Annotated in this window: 19 protein-coding genes; 11 read left to right on the top strand and 8 right to left on the bottom strand. The window is 68.5% G+C overall.

All coding sequences use genetic code 11. From position 1 onward, the window contains the following. Positions 1–51 precede the first annotated feature (51 nt). Positions 52–642, bottom strand: coding sequence for a sulfite oxidase-like oxidoreductase (locus tag NL112_RS16245; RefSeq protein WP_255149897.1), 591 nt, complete (start codon positions 640–642; stop codon positions 52–54). 201 nt (positions 643–843) lie between these two features. On the opposite strand from NL112_RS16245, the gene NL112_RS16240 reads away from it, so the two are divergent. From NL112_RS16240 to NL112_RS16220, 5 genes are all read left to right on the top strand, one after another. After that, the gene (locus tag NL112_RS16240) at positions 844–1056 is read left to right on the top strand and encodes a ribbon-helix-helix domain-containing protein (protein ID WP_255149896.1); all 213 of its coding nucleotides are present in this window, start codon (positions 844–846) and stop codon (positions 1054–1056) included. A gap of 112 nt (positions 1057–1168) precedes the next feature. Continuing rightward, positions 1169–1447: a UPF0058 family protein gene (locus tag NL112_RS16235; RefSeq protein WP_255149895.1), complete on the top strand. Its 279-nt coding sequence runs from the start codon at positions 1169–1171 to the stop codon at positions 1445–1447. 56 nt (positions 1448–1503) lie between these two features. Further along, positions 1504–1986, top strand: a complete 483-nt coding sequence (locus NL112_RS16230) for a preprotein translocase subunit SecD family protein (RefSeq protein ID WP_255149894.1) — start codon at positions 1504–1506, stop codon at positions 1984–1986. 55 nt (positions 1987–2041) lie between these two features. Beyond that, positions 2042–3898, top strand: a complete 1857-nt coding sequence (gene gatE, locus NL112_RS16225) for a Glu-tRNA(Gln) amidotransferase subunit GatE (RefSeq protein WP_255149893.1) — start codon at positions 2042–2044, stop codon at positions 3896–3898. Position 3899: 1 nt separating this feature from the next. Beyond that, entirely contained in the window at positions 3900–4094 is a 195-nt protein-coding gene (locus NL112_RS16220; protein WP_255149892.1) for a hypothetical protein, read from the top strand. On the opposite strand, the gene NL112_RS16215 is transcribed toward NL112_RS16220, so the two are convergent. The 3 genes from NL112_RS16215 to NL112_RS16205 all read right to left on the bottom strand — a co-directional run bounded on the left by NL112_RS16215 (position 4095) and on the right by NL112_RS16205 (position 6298). Continuing rightward, on the bottom strand, positions 4095–4532 hold the full coding sequence (locus tag NL112_RS16215) for a hypothetical protein (RefSeq protein ID WP_255149891.1): 438 nt from the start codon (positions 4530–4532) through the stop codon (positions 4095–4097). It abuts the gene before it with no gap. Next, the gene (locus NL112_RS16210; protein WP_255149890.1) at positions 4532–5794 is read right to left on the bottom strand and encodes a right-handed parallel beta-helix repeat-containing protein; all 1263 of its coding nucleotides are present in this window, start codon (positions 5792–5794) and stop codon (positions 4532–4534) included. The genes NL112_RS16215 and NL112_RS16210 overlap by 1 nt, the downstream gene beginning before the upstream one ends. A gap of 87 nt (positions 5795–5881) precedes the next feature. Continuing rightward, positions 5882–6298: a halocyanin domain-containing protein gene (locus tag NL112_RS16205; RefSeq protein ID WP_255149889.1), complete on the bottom strand. Its 417-nt coding sequence runs from the start codon at positions 6296–6298 to the stop codon at positions 5882–5884. Between the two features lie 88 nt (positions 6299–6386). Between NL112_RS16205 and NL112_RS16200 the strand changes: the two genes are divergently transcribed. Next, a complete protein-coding gene (locus tag NL112_RS16200) occupies positions 6387–7436 on the top strand; it encodes an iron transporter (RefSeq protein ID WP_255149888.1) in 1050 nt (349 codons plus the stop codon). On the opposite strand, the gene NL112_RS16195 is transcribed toward NL112_RS16200, so the two are convergent. Together NL112_RS16195 and NL112_RS16190 are read right to left on the bottom strand one after the other, a co-directional pair. After that, positions 7425–8156: an RNA methyltransferase gene (locus NL112_RS16195; protein WP_255149887.1), complete on the bottom strand. Its 732-nt coding sequence runs from the start codon at positions 8154–8156 to the stop codon at positions 7425–7427. The genes NL112_RS16200 and NL112_RS16195 overlap by 12 nt on opposite strands. After that, the gene (locus NL112_RS16190; RefSeq protein WP_255149886.1) at positions 8153–8716 is read right to left on the bottom strand and encodes a DUF8114 family protein; all 564 of its coding nucleotides are present in this window, start codon (positions 8714–8716) and stop codon (positions 8153–8155) included. Before NL112_RS16190 ends, NL112_RS16195 begins: the two co-directional genes overlap by 4 nt. Positions 8717–8875: 159 nt before the next feature. Between NL112_RS16190 and NL112_RS16185 the strand changes: the two genes are divergently transcribed. The 4 genes from NL112_RS16185 (at position 8876) to NL112_RS16170 (ending at position 13847) form a co-directional block, all read left to right on the top strand. Next, positions 8876–10840: an AMP-dependent synthetase/ligase gene (locus NL112_RS16185; RefSeq protein WP_255149885.1), complete on the top strand. Its 1965-nt coding sequence runs from the start codon at positions 8876–8878 to the stop codon at positions 10838–10840. 52 nt (positions 10841–10892) lie between these two features. Beyond that, on the top strand, positions 10893–12023 hold the full coding sequence (folP, locus tag NL112_RS16180) for a dihydropteroate synthase (protein ID WP_255149884.1): 1131 nt from the start codon (positions 10893–10895) through the stop codon (positions 12021–12023). Between the two features lie 147 nt (positions 12024–12170). Further along, positions 12171–12869 carry a 6-hydroxymethylpterin diphosphokinase MptE-like protein gene (locus NL112_RS16175; RefSeq protein ID WP_255149883.1) on the top strand — a complete coding sequence of 233 codons (699 nt, stop codon included), beginning with the start codon at positions 12171–12173 and terminating at the stop codon, positions 12867–12869. A gap of 33 nt (positions 12870–12902) precedes the next feature. Further along, complete coding sequence (locus NL112_RS16170; protein WP_255149882.1) at positions 12903–13847, top strand: MBL fold metallo-hydrolase; 945 nt, start codon at positions 12903–12905, stop codon at positions 13845–13847. A gap of 6 nt (positions 13848–13853) precedes the next feature. On the opposite strand, the gene NL112_RS16165 is transcribed toward NL112_RS16170, so the two are convergent. Both NL112_RS16165 and NL112_RS16160 read right to left on the bottom strand, forming a co-directional pair. After that, on the bottom strand, positions 13854–14822 hold the full coding sequence (locus tag NL112_RS16165; protein ID WP_255149881.1) for a quinone oxidoreductase family protein: 969 nt from the start codon (positions 14820–14822) through the stop codon (positions 13854–13856). 59 nt (positions 14823–14881) lie between these two features. After that, positions 14882–15769, bottom strand: a complete 888-nt coding sequence (locus NL112_RS16160; RefSeq protein WP_255149880.1) for an NAD+ synthase — start codon at positions 15767–15769, stop codon at positions 14882–14884. Between the two features lie 245 nt (positions 15770–16014). On the opposite strand from NL112_RS16160, the gene NL112_RS16155 reads away from it, so the two are divergent. After that, positions 16015–17439, top strand: a complete 1425-nt coding sequence (locus NL112_RS16155; protein WP_255149879.1) for an FAD-binding oxidoreductase — start codon at positions 16015–16017, stop codon at positions 17437–17439. Positions 17440–17544 lie beyond the last annotated feature (105 nt).

Raw genomic sequence — 17544 nt, 5'->3', positions numbered from 1 at the left:
ACGACCCTTGGGGTGCCTCCGGTTTATGCGTCCCGTTCCCGAGCGGGTGGCCTACGCGTACCGCTCCTCGTTCCAGGGGTTCGCGGTCCGCGAGTAGCCCCGCTTCTCCCAGTAGCCCCGCTCGGAGTCGGTGAGAAACTCGACGCCGTTCACCCACTTTGCGCCCTTGTACGCGTATCGGTGGGGCGTGACGACCCGCAGGGGGCCGCCGTGGTCGGCGGGCAACTCCTCGCCGTCGAGCGCCCAGGTGAACAGCACCTCGCCCCGCATGCAGTCGTCGAGCGGCAGGTCGGTCGAGTAGCCGTCCATCGCGTGGAACATGACGTGGACCGCGTCGTCGTGGACGCCGGCCCGCTCAGCGAGCGCCGGGAACGGGACGCCGGTGAACTCGCAGTCGAACCGCGACCAGCCAGTCACGCAGTGGAAGTCCTGTCGCTGGGTCTCGCTGGGCAGGTCGGTGAACGCCTCGAACGACAGCGACAGTTCCTCGTCGACAGCGCCCCACACGTCGAACGTCCACTCCTCGGGGTCGAACGACGGCGTACCGGACTTCGAGAGCACCGGAAACCGCTCGGTCTCACGCTGGCCGGGGGGGAGTCGCTCGCCCCCGAACTCCTCGTGGAGGTCCGTGACGTCCTTCATGTGCGGCCATTGTGAGGGCACCACCGTCAGCGTACCGCTCTCCGAACGCGCTCGTTTCCGCTTCACGACGTAACTCTTTCGGGAATTGAAAGTGAGTGAGGCATACAGGAAAGATAATTTTCCCCTTCCGAAGTCACAGGTCCCAGCAGGTGAAAACCCCCACAGGAACTAAATACCCTACTGTCGAACCTCGAACCGAGGATGCCGAAGGTAGAACTGACCATCCCGGAGCATCTGGAGATGCAGATCGCCCAACTGGTCGAGCAGGGCGAGTTCGTCAACCGTGAGGAGGCCATCGAGGACCTGCTGGCGGCCGGGATTCGCGCCTACAAGACAAGTGGGCCGATGGACGAGGAGGAACCGGAGTTCGAGGACGACGGGATGATGGGACACGACGACGAGTACGTCTTCTGACCCGCCCGCCGGGTCCCGTTCGAGCGCGTCGCTCGGCGCGACCCGCCAGTCGAGGCTCGTGTGCAAGCGGCCCCCACGCAAGCCTTAACGTCGCGGCAGAGTACCCACAGGTATGCACAAGGACGAACTCCTCGAGCTCCACGAACACATGGTGCAGATAACGGAGACGTTCAGGGGGATGGAGGAGGTGGACGGCTCCGTGTTCGACCCGTACGACGAACTCGACGTGACGCCCGACGACGTCCACAAATCCAAGAGCGAGCACAAACACGCCGTGTTCGTGCTCGGCAACGCCCTGGCGACGGTGATGAGCGAAGACGAGTTCTCCGACGCCGGCCGCATCGGCAAGCGGATGGAGGAGCTAGCCGACGACGCCGAGTCGAAACTGTAGCGGTTTCTCTCGAACGCCCGAAACCTCTTGTCGTACGCGACGTTACAGTCGTGGCGATGCCCTCCAGACGAAGCGTCCTCACGATAGCGACGGGAACAGCCGCCGCGCTCGCCGGGTGTGCCGGTCTCGCCACGACCGGCGACGGTCCGGAACCGACTGCGACGCCGGCGGGCGAGTCGTTCGTGACCCGACTCGCCGGCCCGGAATCCACCCGACACCTGTTCGACGGGACCGACGTGGCGACCGTCGGCGAGGTGAACACGGCCCAGGGTGGCCCCTACCTCCCGGTGACGCTGACCGAGACGGCGACGACCAGCGTGAGCGAGACGTTCCGCGAGGCCGGGGTGGCCGACGACCCCGACGAGTTCGAGGTGACGCTGTCGTTCGGGAGCGACGAGCGCTCGCGGTTCGGGGTCAGCCCCGGGCTGGCCGACGCCATCGCCTCCGGCGAGTGGGACGGCGAACTCCGACTCACCGTCGCCACGGAGACGAAGGCCGAGAAGCTCCGGGACGCCGTGACCGACGACGAACGCGGGTGATCGGCCCCGCGCTGGATGGCGGGATTTTTGACGGTCGCTACCGCAGTCACCGCCAATGAGCGAGTACGACTACGAGGAACTCGGGCTGGTCGCCGGGCTGGAGATACACCAGCAACTGGACACCGCGACCAAGCTCTTCTGTAACTGTCCGACGACGCGCCACGAACCGGAGGAGTCCGTCCGGTCGTTCACCCGATATCTCCACCCGACCCGCTCCGAGCTAGGCGAGATAGACGAGGCCGCCCTCGAGGAGTCGCGGGTCGACCGCGAGTTCACCTATCTGGCGTTCGAGTCGACGTGTCTCGTCGAGGAGGACGACGAGCCGCCCCACCGACTCGACGAGGAGGCGCTGGAGACGACCCTCGAAATCGCGGAACTGATGGAGATGAGCGTCGTCGACCAGGCGCACGTGATGCGGAAAATCGTCGTCGACGGCTCGAACACGACCGGGTTCCAGCGGTCGACGCTGGTGGCAAACGATGGTGTCATCGAGACGAGCGAGGGGCCGGTCGGCATCGAGGACCTCCTGCTCGAAGAGGAGTCTGCCGCCCGCATCGAGGAGACGGACGCCGGCGTCACGTTCGGGCTCGACCGGCTGGGCATCCCGCTGGTCGAAATCGGGACCAAGCCGGACATTTCCTCGCCCGAGCAGGCCCGCGAGGCGGCCGAGCGTATCGGGATGCTACTGCGCTCGACGGGCAAGGTGAAACGCGGCCTGGGCACCATCCGGCAGGACGTCAACGTCTCCATCGCCGAAGGCGCCCGGGTCGAACTCAAGGGCGTCCAGTCGCTCGACGACCTGGAGGACATCGTCCGCAACGAGGCCGGCAGGCAGGTCGAACTGCTGGACATCGCCGACGAACTCGACGCACGCGACGCGTCGGTCGGCGACTCGCGGGACGTGACCGAGGTGTTCGAAGACACCGACTCCGGCGTCATCGCCTCCGCGTCGACCGTGATGGCCGTTCCGCTGTACGGGTTCGAGGGACAGGTGGGCCGCGAGATACAGCCCGACCGTCGGCTCGGCACCGAACTGTCGGACCACGCGAAGCGTCACGGCGCGGGCGGTATCTTCCACACTGACGAACTGCCCGCCTACGGCGTCACCGACGAGGAAGTCGACGCGCTGAAGGAAGCCGTGGGGGCGGGCGAGGGCGACGCCGTCGCGCTCGTCGCCGCGAGCGACGAGGTGGCCCACCAGTCCATCGAGGCCGTCGCCGAGCGGGCCGGAGTCGCGCTGGAGGGCGTCCCCGAGGAGACCCGCGGCGCGAACGAGGACGGCACCTCCCGCTACCTCCGCCCCCTGCCGGGTGCGGCACGGATGTACCCCGAGACGGACGTGCCGCCCGTGGAGCCGGACCCGAGCGACGTGGAGACGCCGGAACTGCTCACCGAGAAGGTCGACCGCTACCAGGCCGAGCACGGACTGGACGCGGGGCTGGCCGAGCAGGTCGCGTACGGCGAGTTCATGCCCACCTTCGAGACCGCGGTCGAGCAGGGGGTCGACCCGACGTTCGCCGCCTCGACGCTGGAGTCGTCGCTGACCGAACTCCGGCGGGACGACGTGGCCGTCGACCGACTCACGGAGGCCCATCTGCTCGCCGTCATGGAACTCGTCGAGGCCGGCGACCTCGCGAAGGAGGGCGTCGAGGAGGTGCTGGCGACGCTGGCCGCCGACCCCTCGCTGTCGGCGAGCGAGGCCGTCGAGGAGGCGGGGCTGTCGGGCGTCTCCGAGGCCGAGGTCCGCGAGGCCGTCGTCGAGGTGGTAGAGCGCAACGCCGACCAGATCGAGGCCGAGGGGATGGGCGCGTTCTCCGGCCTGATGGGCGAGGCGATGGGCGCGCTCCGCGGCAAGGCCGACGGCGAAGTCGTCTCGGACGTGCTCCGCGAGGAGATACAGAAACGGGCCTGAGATGGTGAACGAGCGGGCACTACAGGCGCTCGAGTGGGTGGTCCGGGGCGTCGGCGTCGTCGTGTTCCTCGTCGGCTCACTGCTCGCCCGGTCGGTACCCGTCTACGGCGTGCCCGTCGCGCTGTTGGGCCTCGCGCTCGCGGTGTGGCCGGCGGTCGTCGGCGAACTGCTGGGTCTCGTCGCGGACCTGCTGTAGCTACAGCCTGCGCCGCAGTCGGGGGACGAACGGGCCGGTCGTCAGCCGGTAGCCGACGAACGCGGGCACTGCCGCGACCAGCAGAAACGCGACGACGAACAGGAGGTCGACGACGGACAGCAGGTGGGCCAGCGGCCGTTCCGTCCGAACGAGGACGTGGAGTTCGTACACGACCGGCGTGGCCGCCACCAGCGCCGCGAGCGAGTAGCACGCGCCCGCTACGACGGTCCGACGCGTCGACTGCCGGTACAGCAGGTAGCCGAGCGACAGCGCCGTCACCGCGAACGCGAGCGTCCGGACGCCGAAGTCGGCGGTCAGCCACGAGGCGTACAGCCCCAGCACGGCCGCGGCGACGACGACGATACCCGTGGTGACGGCGTCGTGGGTGTGCTCGAACAGCGGGACCAAGCGGTCGACGAGCGAATCGGAGGTCGCCATCAGTTCTCCCTCCGGACCGCCTCTCGCGGCGGCGTCTCCTCCGGGTCGGGCATCGACTCCAGTTCGTCGAACGGCGGCTCCGGGGCGGAGGTCCAGTCGCCGTGGGGCGCGCTCCCGGCGTCGAGTTGCGCGTACTGTTCGAGCAGGACCATCGTCACCCAGGGGTCGCCCTCGACGAGCGAGCCACTCCCACCGAGGCCGGCGGGCCGCGAGGAGTCGGCGTCGTTGTTCCGGAAGCGGTTGCCGCCGGCCTGCGGTGCGCCGACCGCGAGGTCCGCGCGCCCGGAGTTCTCGACGACGTTGTCCGCAAACAGGTTGTCAGCCGGGGGGTAGACGTTCTCGTCGATCATCGGCACCGCGACCAGCCCGAAGTTGTCGTGGTCGCGCACCTCGTTGCCGACCACCTCGTTGTTGATGCCGCCGGCGACGTTGATGCCGGTGCCGAACGCGGCGTAGCCGAACGCCTCGTCGGGCGCGTTCGCGTTGTTGTTCGACTCGACGAGGTTGTTCTCGATGCGCGCGCTGTCCTGTGGCGGGTCCGCCTCCGAGTCCAGCGAGTTCGGCACGATGCCGGCCATGTTGTGCCGCCACTCCGAGTCGCGGACGGTGAGGTAGCCGCCGGCGTTCGTCCCCGAGTAGCCGATGGCGTTGTTCTCCGAGCGGACGTCCTCGATGATGGCGTGACAGGGCTTGCACTGGCCGATGTAGAACCCCGAGTCCGTGTGCCCCGACGCGTAGCTGTTGTCGTAGCGACCGTGCATCGAGTCGATGTTGTAGATGCCGTACAGCCGGTTGTTGTACGCCGTGAGGTACGACCCCCGCCAGCCCGACACCGACGACCAGAAGAACCCGTTGCGGACGTAGTGGCGCGCGGTCATGTTCTCGACGACGACGTCGTCGACGGTGGCGAACACGCCGTCCTGTCGCTTGAACTCCCCGTCGAGTACCACCTCGTTGCGGTCCGTGCCGCGGATGGTGAGCCGCGGCGTGTCGACCACCTCGACCGCCTCCGTGTACGTTCCGGGACCGACCAGCACCAGGTCCTCCGGTTCGGCGGCGTTCACCGCCGCCTGTATCGTCTCGTACTGTTCGGGGACGTGGTGGACGGTGTACTCCTCGTACGGCCGGGGCTCCTCGCGGTCGGGCTGGGCGGCGGGGAACCCCGCGCCGTCCTGCCGGGTTGCGGCCGCCGTCGCTCCGACCGCACCGGCCGCGACGCTCGCAGTGCCGACGGCCTTCAGCACGTCGCGTCGCCGGACCATCACCGCATCACCTCGACACTCGTTGACATACCTCGCCGTCGCTCGTAGCTCGCATTAAAAACATCGCCTGTGATAGAGGGGTCGCGCCTACTCGACGCGGACGCCGCCCTTCATCCCCATCGACTGGTGGGGCTGACAGAAGTACGGGAACACGCCCGTCTCGTCGAACGTCCGCTCGTACGTGGCGCCCTCCGTCTCGTGGTACTCGCTCTCGAACGCGCCGTCGCGCTCGACGACGTTGTGGCGTCCACCTTTCCCGGTCCACGTCCACCGGACGGTGGTGCCGCTGTCGACGACGATGGCCGCCGGGGCGAACGAGAGGCCCCCCTCCGCGCCCACGGTCACCTCCACCGTCGACTGCCCCGTCCGGTCCAGTTCGCCGTCGTAGTTCTCGACGTTCGAGAACCAGTCACCGTACCCCTCGGTCCCGCCGCCACCGCCGGTACAGCCGGCGAGCGACGCGAGCGTCCCCGCCGATGCGGCCAGCAGCGTCCGTCGTTGCATGCTCGGGGACTGCGCCCGGCGCTGTTTAGGGGTTGTCCCCCACATCGACGGCACAACCCCTTTTACCGCACACCGCCGGGTCCCCCGTATGCGCCGTCGTCGGTTCCTGCGTGCCGCCGGGTCAGCCGGACTGGTCGCCACAGGCGGCTGTCTCGGCCTCGCTGGGGCCGACGAGTACGCGGTCCCCCCGGTCCCCGCGGACCGCCCGGCCGGAGTCTATCGCCCCGGCCACGGTGCCGCTGCCGAGGTGGTCGGAGTCGCGGACGCCGGCCCGTTTCGGCTGGGGCTCGTCTACTCGTACCCCGACCGGTTCTGGGAGTTGACCGGCCGGAAGACGTACCTCCGGGGGGTGGAGCCGGACGACGAGGTCCACCTGATGGCGCTGGCGTGGGACCCCGAGACGGGGACCGTCCTCCCCGAAGTGGGGCTGACCGTGACCGTCCGACGGGACGGCGACCTGCTCGCCCAGGAGGCGGTGTACGCGATGCTGTCCCAGCGGCTCGGCTTCCACTACGGCGACAACTTCGCGCTCGACGGCGACGGAACGTACGAGGTGGAGGTGAGCGTCGGCGGCCTCCAGATGCGGACCACCGGCGCGTTCGTCGGCCGGTTCGGCGACCCCGCGAGCACCACGTTCACGTTCGACTACGCGCGGCGCGACCGGAACGACCTCGCCACCTCGCGCCCCGAGGGTGCGGGCGCGGCGGGCGCGATGTCGCCCGCGGACCTGCCAGGGGTGCCGAACGCCCGCGCGCCGGAGCGCCTGCCGGGCGACCGACTCGGCGCCCCGACGGTCGACGACGCGGTGCTCGAAACGGTGCTATTGCGTGGCGAGGCGGCGGCGCGGTTCGACGCGGACCGCTATCTCGCCGTTTCGCCACGCACGCCGTACAACCGAATGCTGTTGCCGGCGATGGGACTCCGGGTGCGGCTGGTCCGCGACGGAGGGACGTCGTTCGAGCGCATCCTCGCGCGGACGCTCGACCCCGACCTGGCGTACCACTACGGGACCGCGGTGCCGGAGTTCCGGTCGGGCGACGAACTCGTTGTGGAGACGCTGACGCCCCCGCAGGTAGCCCGCCACGAGGGGTACGAGACGGCGTTCGTCGAGATGGAGTCCGCGCGACTACCGCTGTGACTCCTCGCCGGGCGGGGACGCGAAGTTCGCGGCCCGCCGGAACACGCCACGCAGGGTCCGCGCCTCGCGGTCGGTCGGATGGGCGCGGCCGACGAGTCGGCGGAACAGCCGGCCGGTCTTCGCGCGCTTCTCCTCCGGGTGGTTGACTGCCTCCAGCACCGCGTCGAACTGGTCGTACAGCCCCTCTATCTCGGCTTCGCTGGCGCGGTCGATGGCGTCGGGATGCTGGGTCTCGTCGAGGGTCAGGTCGCGGAGTTCGTACATGACGACCGTCGCCGCCTGCCCGAGGTTCATCGTCGGGTACTCCGCGCTGGCAGGCACCGAACACACCTCGTCGAGTCGCGCCATCTCCTCGTTCGTCAGCCCGATGTCCTCGCGGCCGAACACGAGGCAGGTGTCCGCCTCGGCCTCGCGCAGGGAGTCTGCCAACTCGGCGGGCGTGGTGAACGGGTAGCGGACGTGCTTGCGGGCGTCCTCGTTGGTGACCGCGGTCGTCCCGACCGTGTGGAAGTTCTCGACGAGGTAGTCGAACTCGACCTCCCGGGCGTTCGGAAGCACGTCCTCGCGGGCGTGGCCGGCGTAGCCGTACGCCTCGCCCTCGGGGTCGAGTTCGGGTGGGTCGACCAGATACAGCTCCGAGAGGCCGAAGTTCTTCATCGCGCGGGCGATGGTGCCGACGTTGCCCGGCGTCTCCGCGTCGACGACGGCGACCGAAATCATACGTCCAGGTCGTCGACCTCCTCGCTATCGAGGTCGATGTCGAGGTCCGAGAGGTCGACGCCGAGCGCGTCCAGTTCCTCGTCGTCCATCCGTTCGAGTTCCTCCTCCAGGGACGGCATCTCGACGGTGCCCGAGTGGTCGGGGACGGCGTCGGGGTCGGTGTCGACGTGCTCGAGGCCGCCGTAGCCGTCGGGCGCGCGGTTGCCGGCCTCGAACCAGTCGTAGAACGCCTCGTCGAACTCGCTCGGTTCGTCGGCGTGGGCGGCACCGCCCTCCTCGCGGAACCAGTAGAGGAAGTCCGCCTCGTGTCGGTCACACACCACTACTTCGTGGAGCGGTTCGCCGTAGACGACGCGTGCGACCTTGCACTGCTCGATGTTCTCGTCGCCGTGAATCAGCCAGCAGGCGTCACAGGGGTTGCCCGTGATGACCGCCAGCCGGACCAGCCGCTCGCGGGTGTCCTGTTCCATCTCGTCGATGGGTCGGAGCTCCCCGCTGTCGTCGAACACCGTCTCCTCGTCGAACCGCCAGCCGCGGAGGGCGATGGAGACTTTTGCCATGGGAGAAGGTAGGCGCTGGCGCACAAAAGGGCCCCGACACGCGGCCGCGACCCGGCAAGGCCGGGGTCGGACGGCACCTGTCGGCAGGTAAACCATGAACTCCGCGCAGATTCCCGGTGTTCACGTACCGTTAAGTACGAGGTATGCTATCAGGCGTGTATGACCGACTGGCGAGAGGTCGAACGACAGTACACTGACGAGGTGACCGGGGAGACGACCATCCCCCGGCTCCTGTTCGACTCGGTGGAGCGGAACGGGCCGCGGGACGCCCAGCGGTGGAAGGGGGGCGCGTACGACAGTTCGCTGTTCGGGACGGTGCTGGAGGACAACCCCGACGGCGAGTACGGCGGCATCAATTACGAGAAACTGGGCGACATCGTCCGGAACCTCGCGACCGGGTTCCGCGAACTGGGCGTCGAAGCCGACGACCGCGTCGGTATCTACGCCGACACGCGGATGGAGTGGGCCCACGCCGACTTCGCCATCCAGTCGGCACAGGGCGTCGTCACCACCGTTTACACGGAGTCGGCGGCGCCACAGGTGCAGTACCTGCTCGACGACAACGACGCGATGGGCTGTGTCGTCGAAAACGAGGCCCTGCTGGAGACGCTGGTGTCGGTCGAGGACGACCTCGACCTGGAGTTCATCGTCACTATCGACGAGGTGAGCGACGAACACACCGACCGCGAGGACGTCCACACGCTGGCGGACGTCCACGAACTCGGCGCCGAGGCGTACGACGACGAGCAGTTCGAGTCGTGGCTGGCGGGCCGGGACTGGGAAGAACTCTGCTCGCTCGTCTACACCTCGGGGACGACGGGCGCGCCGAAGGGCGTCGAGTTGACGCACAAGAACTGGCGTACGTCGCTCAATCAGATACGCAAGCGCATCGGCCCCCGGCCGGACAAAGGTCCCGACGTGCCGACGCTGGAGGCGGGGATGAAATCGCTGTCGTTTCTCCCGCTGGCTCACGCGTTCGAGCGCATCAACCACTTCATCCAACTCGGGTCGGGTATCACCGTCTGCTACGCCGAGTCGCCCGACACGGTCGGCGACGACATCGAGCAGGTCCAGCCGGACAGCGCCGCCTCCGTACCCAGGGTGTACGAGCGCATCTACAACCAGATGCGCGAACAGGCCTCCGAGTCGCCGGTCAAGAAGCGCATCTTCGAGTGGGCCGTCGACGTGGCGGGCGAGTACGACGACGCCGACGACCCCGGTCTCGTCCTCGAGGCCAAGCGGTCCGTCGCGGACAGACTCGTCTACTCGCAGGTGCGGGAGGCGCTGGGTGGGAACATCAAGATGTTCATCTCCGGCGGCGGGTCGCTGTCGAAGGAACTGGCCAAACTGTACCGGGCGATGGGACTCACGATTCTGGAGGGGTACGGGCTGACCGAGACGGCGCCCGTGCTCACGCTGAACCCACCCGAGGACATCCGGCTCGGGACGATGGGCATCGCGTTCTCCGAGGTGGACCTGAAGCTCGACGACAGCGCCGTCGCCGAGGAGACGAAGCGAACCGCCGACGGCGAGGTGGGAGAACTGCTGGCGAAGGGGCCGAACATCACGCGGGGCTACTGGAACAAGCCGGACAAGACCGCGGAGGCGTTCACCGACGACGGCTACTTCCGGACCGGCGACGTGGTCGCTCGCGACGAGGACGGCTACTACACGTTCGTCGACCGCGTGAAACAGCTCATCGTGCTCGACACCGGGAAGAACGTCGCGCCCGAACCCATCGAAGACGAGTTCGCTACCTCGGCGCGCGTCGACCAGATAATGGTCGTCGGCGACGACGAGAAGTTCATCGCCGCCGTCATCGTCCCGAACTTCGACGAACTCCGGTCGTGGGCCGACAGCGAGGGCATCGACGTGCCCGACGACCCCGAGACGGCCTGCACCGACGAACGCGTCATCGAGTGGGTCGGCGAGGAGGTCGAACGGGTCAACGAACGGCTGGGCCACCACGAGACCATCAAGGAGTTCCGGCTCGTCCCCCGCGAGTGGACCGCCGAGAACGACCTGCTGACGCCGTCGATGAAGAAGAAGCGCCGCAACATCCGCGACGCGTTCGACGAGGCCATCGCGGACATCTACGGGAAGGACCCGGCCGAGGTCCGGTAGCGCGGCCTGCCGGAACTGCCGCCTTTTTCGGGTGCCGGCCCCTCCGTCCGGTATGCAGAACGTCGACGCCGCGGGTCTCGGCATCGGGGACGACTACCCCGCCCGCATCATGGGCGTGCTCAACGTCTCGGCGGAGTCGCCGTACGACCCGAGCGTGTTCTCCGACCCCGGCGAGGCGGCGGCGTACGTCGACACGGAACTGATAGACGAAGGCGCGGACATCGTCGACGTGGGGCTCGAGTCCGCGAACAAGAAGTTCGACGTGCTGTCCGCGGAGGGCGAACTCGACCGGCTCGACACCGCCGTCGAGACGCTGGAATCCGTGTCCGGCGACGCCGTCTTCTCCATCGAGACGCGCTATCACGAGGTGGCGGAGGCCGCGCTCGACGCGGGCTTCGACATGGTGAACGACATCTGTGGGTTCGCCGACCCGGAGATGCCCCGGGTCTGCGAGGAGTACGACGTGGCGGTGGCGAAGATGGCCTCGCCGCCGGACCTCGAACGCCCCGGCGCCATCGAGGACGTCGACGACATCTACGACGCCCTCGCGCTGAACGGGCTGACGGACAAGACCATCCTCGACCCTGCCTTCGGCGGCTGGTCGGAGGCGAAGGCGCTGGCCGACGACCGCGAGACGTTCGAACGCCTCCGAGAGTTCCGCGCGTACGGCCAGCCGCTCCTGGTGTCGATAAACCGGAAGAACTTCCTGCGGGAACTCGCGGGCCGCTCGACCGAGGCGGCGCTTCCGGTGTCGCTTGCGGCCACCGCGATGGCCGTCGAGCGGGGCGCTCACGTCGTCCGCACCCACGACGTGGCGGAGACGCGCGACGCGGCCATCGTCGGCGACCGGTTCACCCGCGAGCGGGTTGACGACCCCGAAGCCGGCGTCGAGGAACTCGACGTAACGACGGCCCGCGAGGCCGCACGGCACCTCGACCGCATCGGCGCCGAGGGCGACCCCGAAGCGGCCGTCTCACGGGTGTTCGCGCTCGCCGGGCTTTCGGACGGCGAGCGGGCGGCGCTCGGGTCGCTCGTCGCTACGCATCCGGGCGTGGGGCTCGCAGGCGGCACGGAGCGGACGCTGGTGTTCGGGAGCGTCGCCTCGCTGCGGAGCCTCGCGGACGACGCCGACAACGACGCGTTGCGCGACCGACTCGCCGTGGTTCGGGGCGCGTTGGGGTGAATGCGTCATGCGCAGAGCCGACGCGCGTCGTTCCGTCACGAGAAAACTTATGCGGGATGCGTGGGAAGCGCCGCCCGAAGCCCGAAGGGCACACCGGGTAGGGGTACTTGGTGGCCTTCGGGTCCGTAATATATTATCCGGGTAGCTATGCAGTTCGACACCTGGGAGCCCGTCTACCGTCGTATTCTCGCCGATTTCGGGTACGACCGCGAGAGTGACGAGCGGGCCCGTGACGTGCTGGCTGACCTCGTCGGCCCGTTCGACCACGCGAGACTCGAGTTCCTCGACGGAGCGACGGTAGCGGTCTGTGGCGCGGCCCCGACCCTCGGGGGCGAACTCCACGTCGCACGCGAGGCTGACGCCGTCGTCGCCGCTTCGACGGCCGCGGACGTCTGCCGCGAGGCCGGTGTCGACGTCGACCTGCTGGTGACCGACCTCGACAAGAACCCCGAGACGGCCCGCGCGCTGACCGACTCGGGCGTCCCGGTCGCCGCTCACGCCCACGGCGACAACGTCGGCCTCGTACGCGACCACGTCCCGACGTTCGCTCCCGAGTGGACGCTCCCGACGACGCAGGCCGAACCCCGTGGGCCGGTGGAGAACTTCGGCGGATTCACCGACGGCGACCGCGCGGCGTTTTTGGCCGACGAGTTCGGCGCCGCGGACCTCCTGTTTCCGGGATGGGCGTTCGACGACCCGGCCGTCGGCGACGAGAAAGCGCGGAAACTGGCGTGGGCCGAGCGTCTGCTCTACTGGCTCGAGCGACGCCGCGGCGAACGGTTCGCGGTGCTCGACGGACGGCGCGACGACATCGACACGTCCGTTCTGCCGCCCGAGTTCCGGTAGCTATTCGGCCGGCGAGCCTCTCGCACCGCCCGGATGGACGTCCACCGCGTCGAGTTCGAGGTCGACTGGCCGCCGTTCCACGCCGCCGCCTATCTCGTCGACGCCGTCGAACCCGTCCTCGTGGACGCGGGCGGGCCGGGCGAGCGGGGGTGGACGGAACTGACGGCGGGCCTTACGGACGCCGGGTTCGCGGCCGCCGACGTCGAGCACCTGCTCGTGACCCACCCGCACACCGACCACGACGGGCAGGTCGCCCGCCTCGTCGACGCGGCCGACCCGACCGTCTACGCGCTCGAGAGCGCCCGTGACCGTCTGCGGATGGACGCGGACCTGCTTGCGGCGCGCGTCCGGTCGAACGCGGCCGCCGCGGGAGTCGACGAGGATGGCGTCGAGGAGCACGCCGACCGCGCGGTCTCGTCGCTGGAGCGGAACCGGGGCTGCTTCCCGCCCGACTGCGTGGACCGCACGCTCGCCCCCGGCGAATCGTTCGAGGCGGGCGGCGTCACGTTCGAGACGGTACACACGCCCGGCCACCAGCGCGACCACGCCTGCTTTGCGGCCGGCGACCGCCTGTTCGCGGGCGACCAGGTCATCGAGCCGTTCCGGGCGGCCGCGCTGAACGTCGGCCTCGACGACGAGGTGTTCGACAGCGTCGACGAGTTCTACGCCGGCTACCGGCGACTCGCGAGGCGGTCGTTCGACCGCGTGTACCCCGGTCACGGCCCCGTGTTCGAGGGGTTCGCGGACGCTCTCGCGGACAGCGTCGCCAGCCTCGATTCGTTGGTCGCGGAGACGGCAGACGCTCTCGACACGCTGGGGAATGCGACGCCCGCCGACGTGAACGCCGAACGAGTCGACGAACAGCGCGACTACACGCTGTTCGAGACGGTCGGCGCGCTGGGCCATCTCGACACCGCGGGCCACGCCGACCACACGGTCGAAGACGGCGTCCGCCGGTACGCACCGACGGACGGGTAGTCGACGCTACGGGACGAGGACGACCTTCCCCTGGGATTTCCGGGACTCGATGAATTCGTGGGCCTCGGCGGCGTCCTCGAGGGCGAACGTGTGGCCGACCTGGACTTCGAGGGTGCCGTCGCTCAGCATCTCGGTCAGTTCCGGCACCGCTCCCATCACCTTCATCGGTTTGCGTGCGGCGGCCCGCCCGAGATGGTAGCCGACGACCTCCTTGTTGCCGAACAGGAGTTCGTTCGTCGGCGGCCGGCCCGGCGTACCTGAGGCGGCGCCGTACGACACCATCCGCCCGAACTCCTTCAGCGCGTCCAGCGACCGCTCGGTCGTGTCGCCGCCGATACCGTCGAGCACCAGGTCGACCCCGTAGTCGGTTTCGGCCTGCACGCGCTCGACGAAGTCCTCCTCTTCGTAGTTGATGGGGTGGTCACAGCCCAACTCGGCGGCGGCGTCGAGTTTCTCCTGGGTCGAGGCGGTGCCGAACACCTCCGCACCGGCCTCGCGAGCAATCTGGACCGCGGCGGTGCCGACGCCGCCCGCCGCGGCATGAACGAGCACCGAGTCGCCTTCTTCGAGACCGCCCCACTCGTGGAGGCAGTTGTGGGCGGTGAGGAACTGGACCGGGAACCCAGCCGCTTCTTCGAAGCTGAGCCCCTCTGGCACGTCGAGCAGGCTCCGGGCGTCCCCGAGGACGTACTCGGCATAGCCGCCGATGCCGACCATCGACGTGACCTCGTCGCCGACCTCGCGGCCGACGCCGTTGCCGACCGCGTCGATGACGCCCGCGACCTCCAATCCGGCGATGTACGGCGGTTCGGGGCCGCCGTGGTAGTGGCCGCGCCGTTGCATGATGTCCGCGAAGTTGATGCCTGCGGCCTTCACCTCGATGCGTACCTCGCCTTCGCCGGGTTCCGGCATCTCGGCGTCGACGACCTCCAGGTTCGAACTGTCCCCGTACTCCGTCACCTGAACTGCTTTCATTCACCGACTTCTCGCTCCCGGTAGGCAAAAAACGTCCGGCCCCGGAACTCGTGTTTCCGTCACTCCTCGCGGAACCGGGACTCGAGTTCGTGGAACAGGTCGGTTCGCTCCCGGTCGTTCTTCGGGGTCGGCGCGAGTTCCCGCTTGTGCTCCGCTTCGAGATGCATCCTCGCGTAGCGCTCGACGCGCTCGACGCTGACGCCGAGTTCCGCCGCAGTCCCCTCGATACCGAGGTCCTCGTCGACCAGTTTCGTGAGAATGCAGTCGATGAGGCTGTACGGCGCACCCAGTTCCTCGGCGTCGGTCTGGTCGCGCCACAGTCCGGCAGAGGGGGGCTTCTCGCGGACGGTCCGCGGCACCCCGAGGTCGGCGGCCAGCGCCCGCACTTCCGTCTTGTAGCAGTCCGCCAGCGGCCGGATGTCGGCGGCACCGTCCCCGAACTTCGTGAAGTAGCCCAGGAGCCACTCGGTCCGGTTCGTCGTCCCGCAGACCAGCAGGTTGCGGGTGTTCGCCGCGTAGTAGGCCGTCACCGCCCGCAATCGGGCGAGCGCGTTGCCGCGTGCGACCCGGTCGCTCTCGGCGGAGACGGACGGCGCGACGGTGTCCTCGAACGCATCGAGCAGGGGAGCGAGATGGACCGTCCGTGCGCCGATGCCGAGTTCGTCGGCCACCAGATGTGCGTCGAACTGGCCGGTGTCGTCGGCCTTGCGTGCGGGCAACACTAGCCCGTAGACGCGCTCCCGGTCGAGTGCGGCCGTCGCAAGCGCCGCCGTCACCGACGAATCGATGCCGCCGCTGAGACAGACGACCACGCCGTCGGCGCCGGCCGCCTCCACGCGGTCGCGGATGAATCCCGTCAGCCGCTCGCGCGTCTCGGACACCTCGCTCTCCGTGGTGCGGAACCCGAACTCCGGCATCTCGCTCGGCGTCGCGGTCACGGTGGACACCACCGAACTCTCGGTTCGGTCAGGTAATCCGTCGGCACGTCCACGAAAACTGTACGCTCGTGGTAATCGTGTTTCGAACGTGGTTCTTGCACGCTAAAATACACACGACTGTCAGACAAAAACGTTGCTTCGCAGGTCATTCGAGGATATAATCCGTATAAGGGTGGCCGGTTTCAACCCCGCCGGATAAACGGCCGTCGGTTGTCGGGGAGGGTTTTATGCTCGCGTGTCCCCCGTTGGCGCGTATGTCGTACGACTGTTCGTTCCTCACCGACGTGCTCGACGAGGAGCAGGTGTCCGTCGGTGAGTCGGACCTCGATTCCCACGCCGCGGACTGGGGTGGACAGGAGGCCGGCCTCGGGGTGCGGCCCGACGCCGTCGCCTACCCGGAGTCGACCGACGATGTGGCCGCGGTGCTGTCGGCGGCCGACGAGCGCGGGGTGCCGGTCACTCCGTACGCGGCCGGCACCTCGATGGAGGGCAACGCCGTCCCTGCCTTCGAGGGCATCAGCCTCGACGTGACGCGGATGAACGAGGTGCTGGCGGTGCGCCCCGACGATTTCCAGATAGACGTACAGCCGGGCGTGATGGGCTCGAAGGTGGACGAGACCGTCGAGCGTCACGGGCTGTTTTTCCCGCCGATGCCGTCCTCCGCGAACATCTCGACAATCGGCGGGATGATAGTCAACGACGCGTCGGGCCAGAAAACCGTGAAGTACGGCGAGGTGGGCGACTGGGTGCTCGAGTTGGAGGTCGTCACCGCGGAGGGTGAGGTGCTGACCTGCGGGTCGAAGGCCGTCAAGACGAGCGCCGGCTACAACCTGAAGGACCTGCTGGTCGGCTCCGAGGGGACGCTCGGCGTCGTCACGCGGGCGACGCTGGAACTGGAGGGTCTGCCCGAGCAGATACGCGGGGGTCGTGCGGTGTTTCCCTCCCTCGAGGACGCCGCGGAGGCGGTGTACGACGCCGTCAGTTCGGGGGTCGACGTGGCGAAGATCGAACTCGTCGACGAGGTGGCCGGGATGATGGCCAACGACTACCTGGGGCTCGACCTGCCGGACTCGGCGATGATATTCGTCGAGTTCCACCGCAACCACGGCATCGACGAGGAGATAGAGTTCTTCCGCACCATCGTCGAGAGCCACGACGCCGTCTCCTTCGAGATGGCCGGCGAGGAGGAGATGGACGCGCTCTGGCAGGCCCGCACCGAACTCGCCTTCGCCATCCAGAGCTACGACCCGGACCTCAAACCCCTCCACCCGGGCGACATCACCGTCCCCATCTCGAAACTCCCCGAGATAATCGGCTACGCGAAGGACCTCGCCGACGAGCGCGACCTCGTCGTCCCCTGCTTCGGGCACGCCGGCGACGGCAACGTCCACTACTCGGTGCTCGTCGACCCCGACGACGAGGCGATGGTCGAGGCTGGCGAGGAGCTCTACGACAAGGTGGTCCGACGGGCCATCGAGATGGGCGGCACCGCCACCGGCGAACACGGCATCGGGATGGGGAAACGCCAGTACCTCGAACTCGAACACGGCGAAGCCGGCGTCGAGATGATGCGCCGCGTCAAGCGCGCGTTCGACCCCAACGACATCCTCAACCCGGGGAAGATGTTCCCCGAGACGATGGAAGAGGGCGGCCGAGTCCGTCTCGATGCCGACGACTGAGGGTGTCGGCGTCATGCCAATCGCCGACGACTAAGGGTGTCGGCGTCATGCCAATCGCCGACGACTAAGGGTGTCGGCGTCATGTCAATCGCCGACTACTGACAC

It is taken from the genome of Halorarius halobius (assembly GCF_024298865.1).
Taxonomy (GTDB): Archaea; Halobacteriota; Halobacteria; order Halobacteriales; family Haloarculaceae; genus Halorarius; species Halorarius halobius.
Note: the sequence above shows the minus strand (reverse complement) of the source record. Positions and strands in the feature narration are given on the sequence as shown.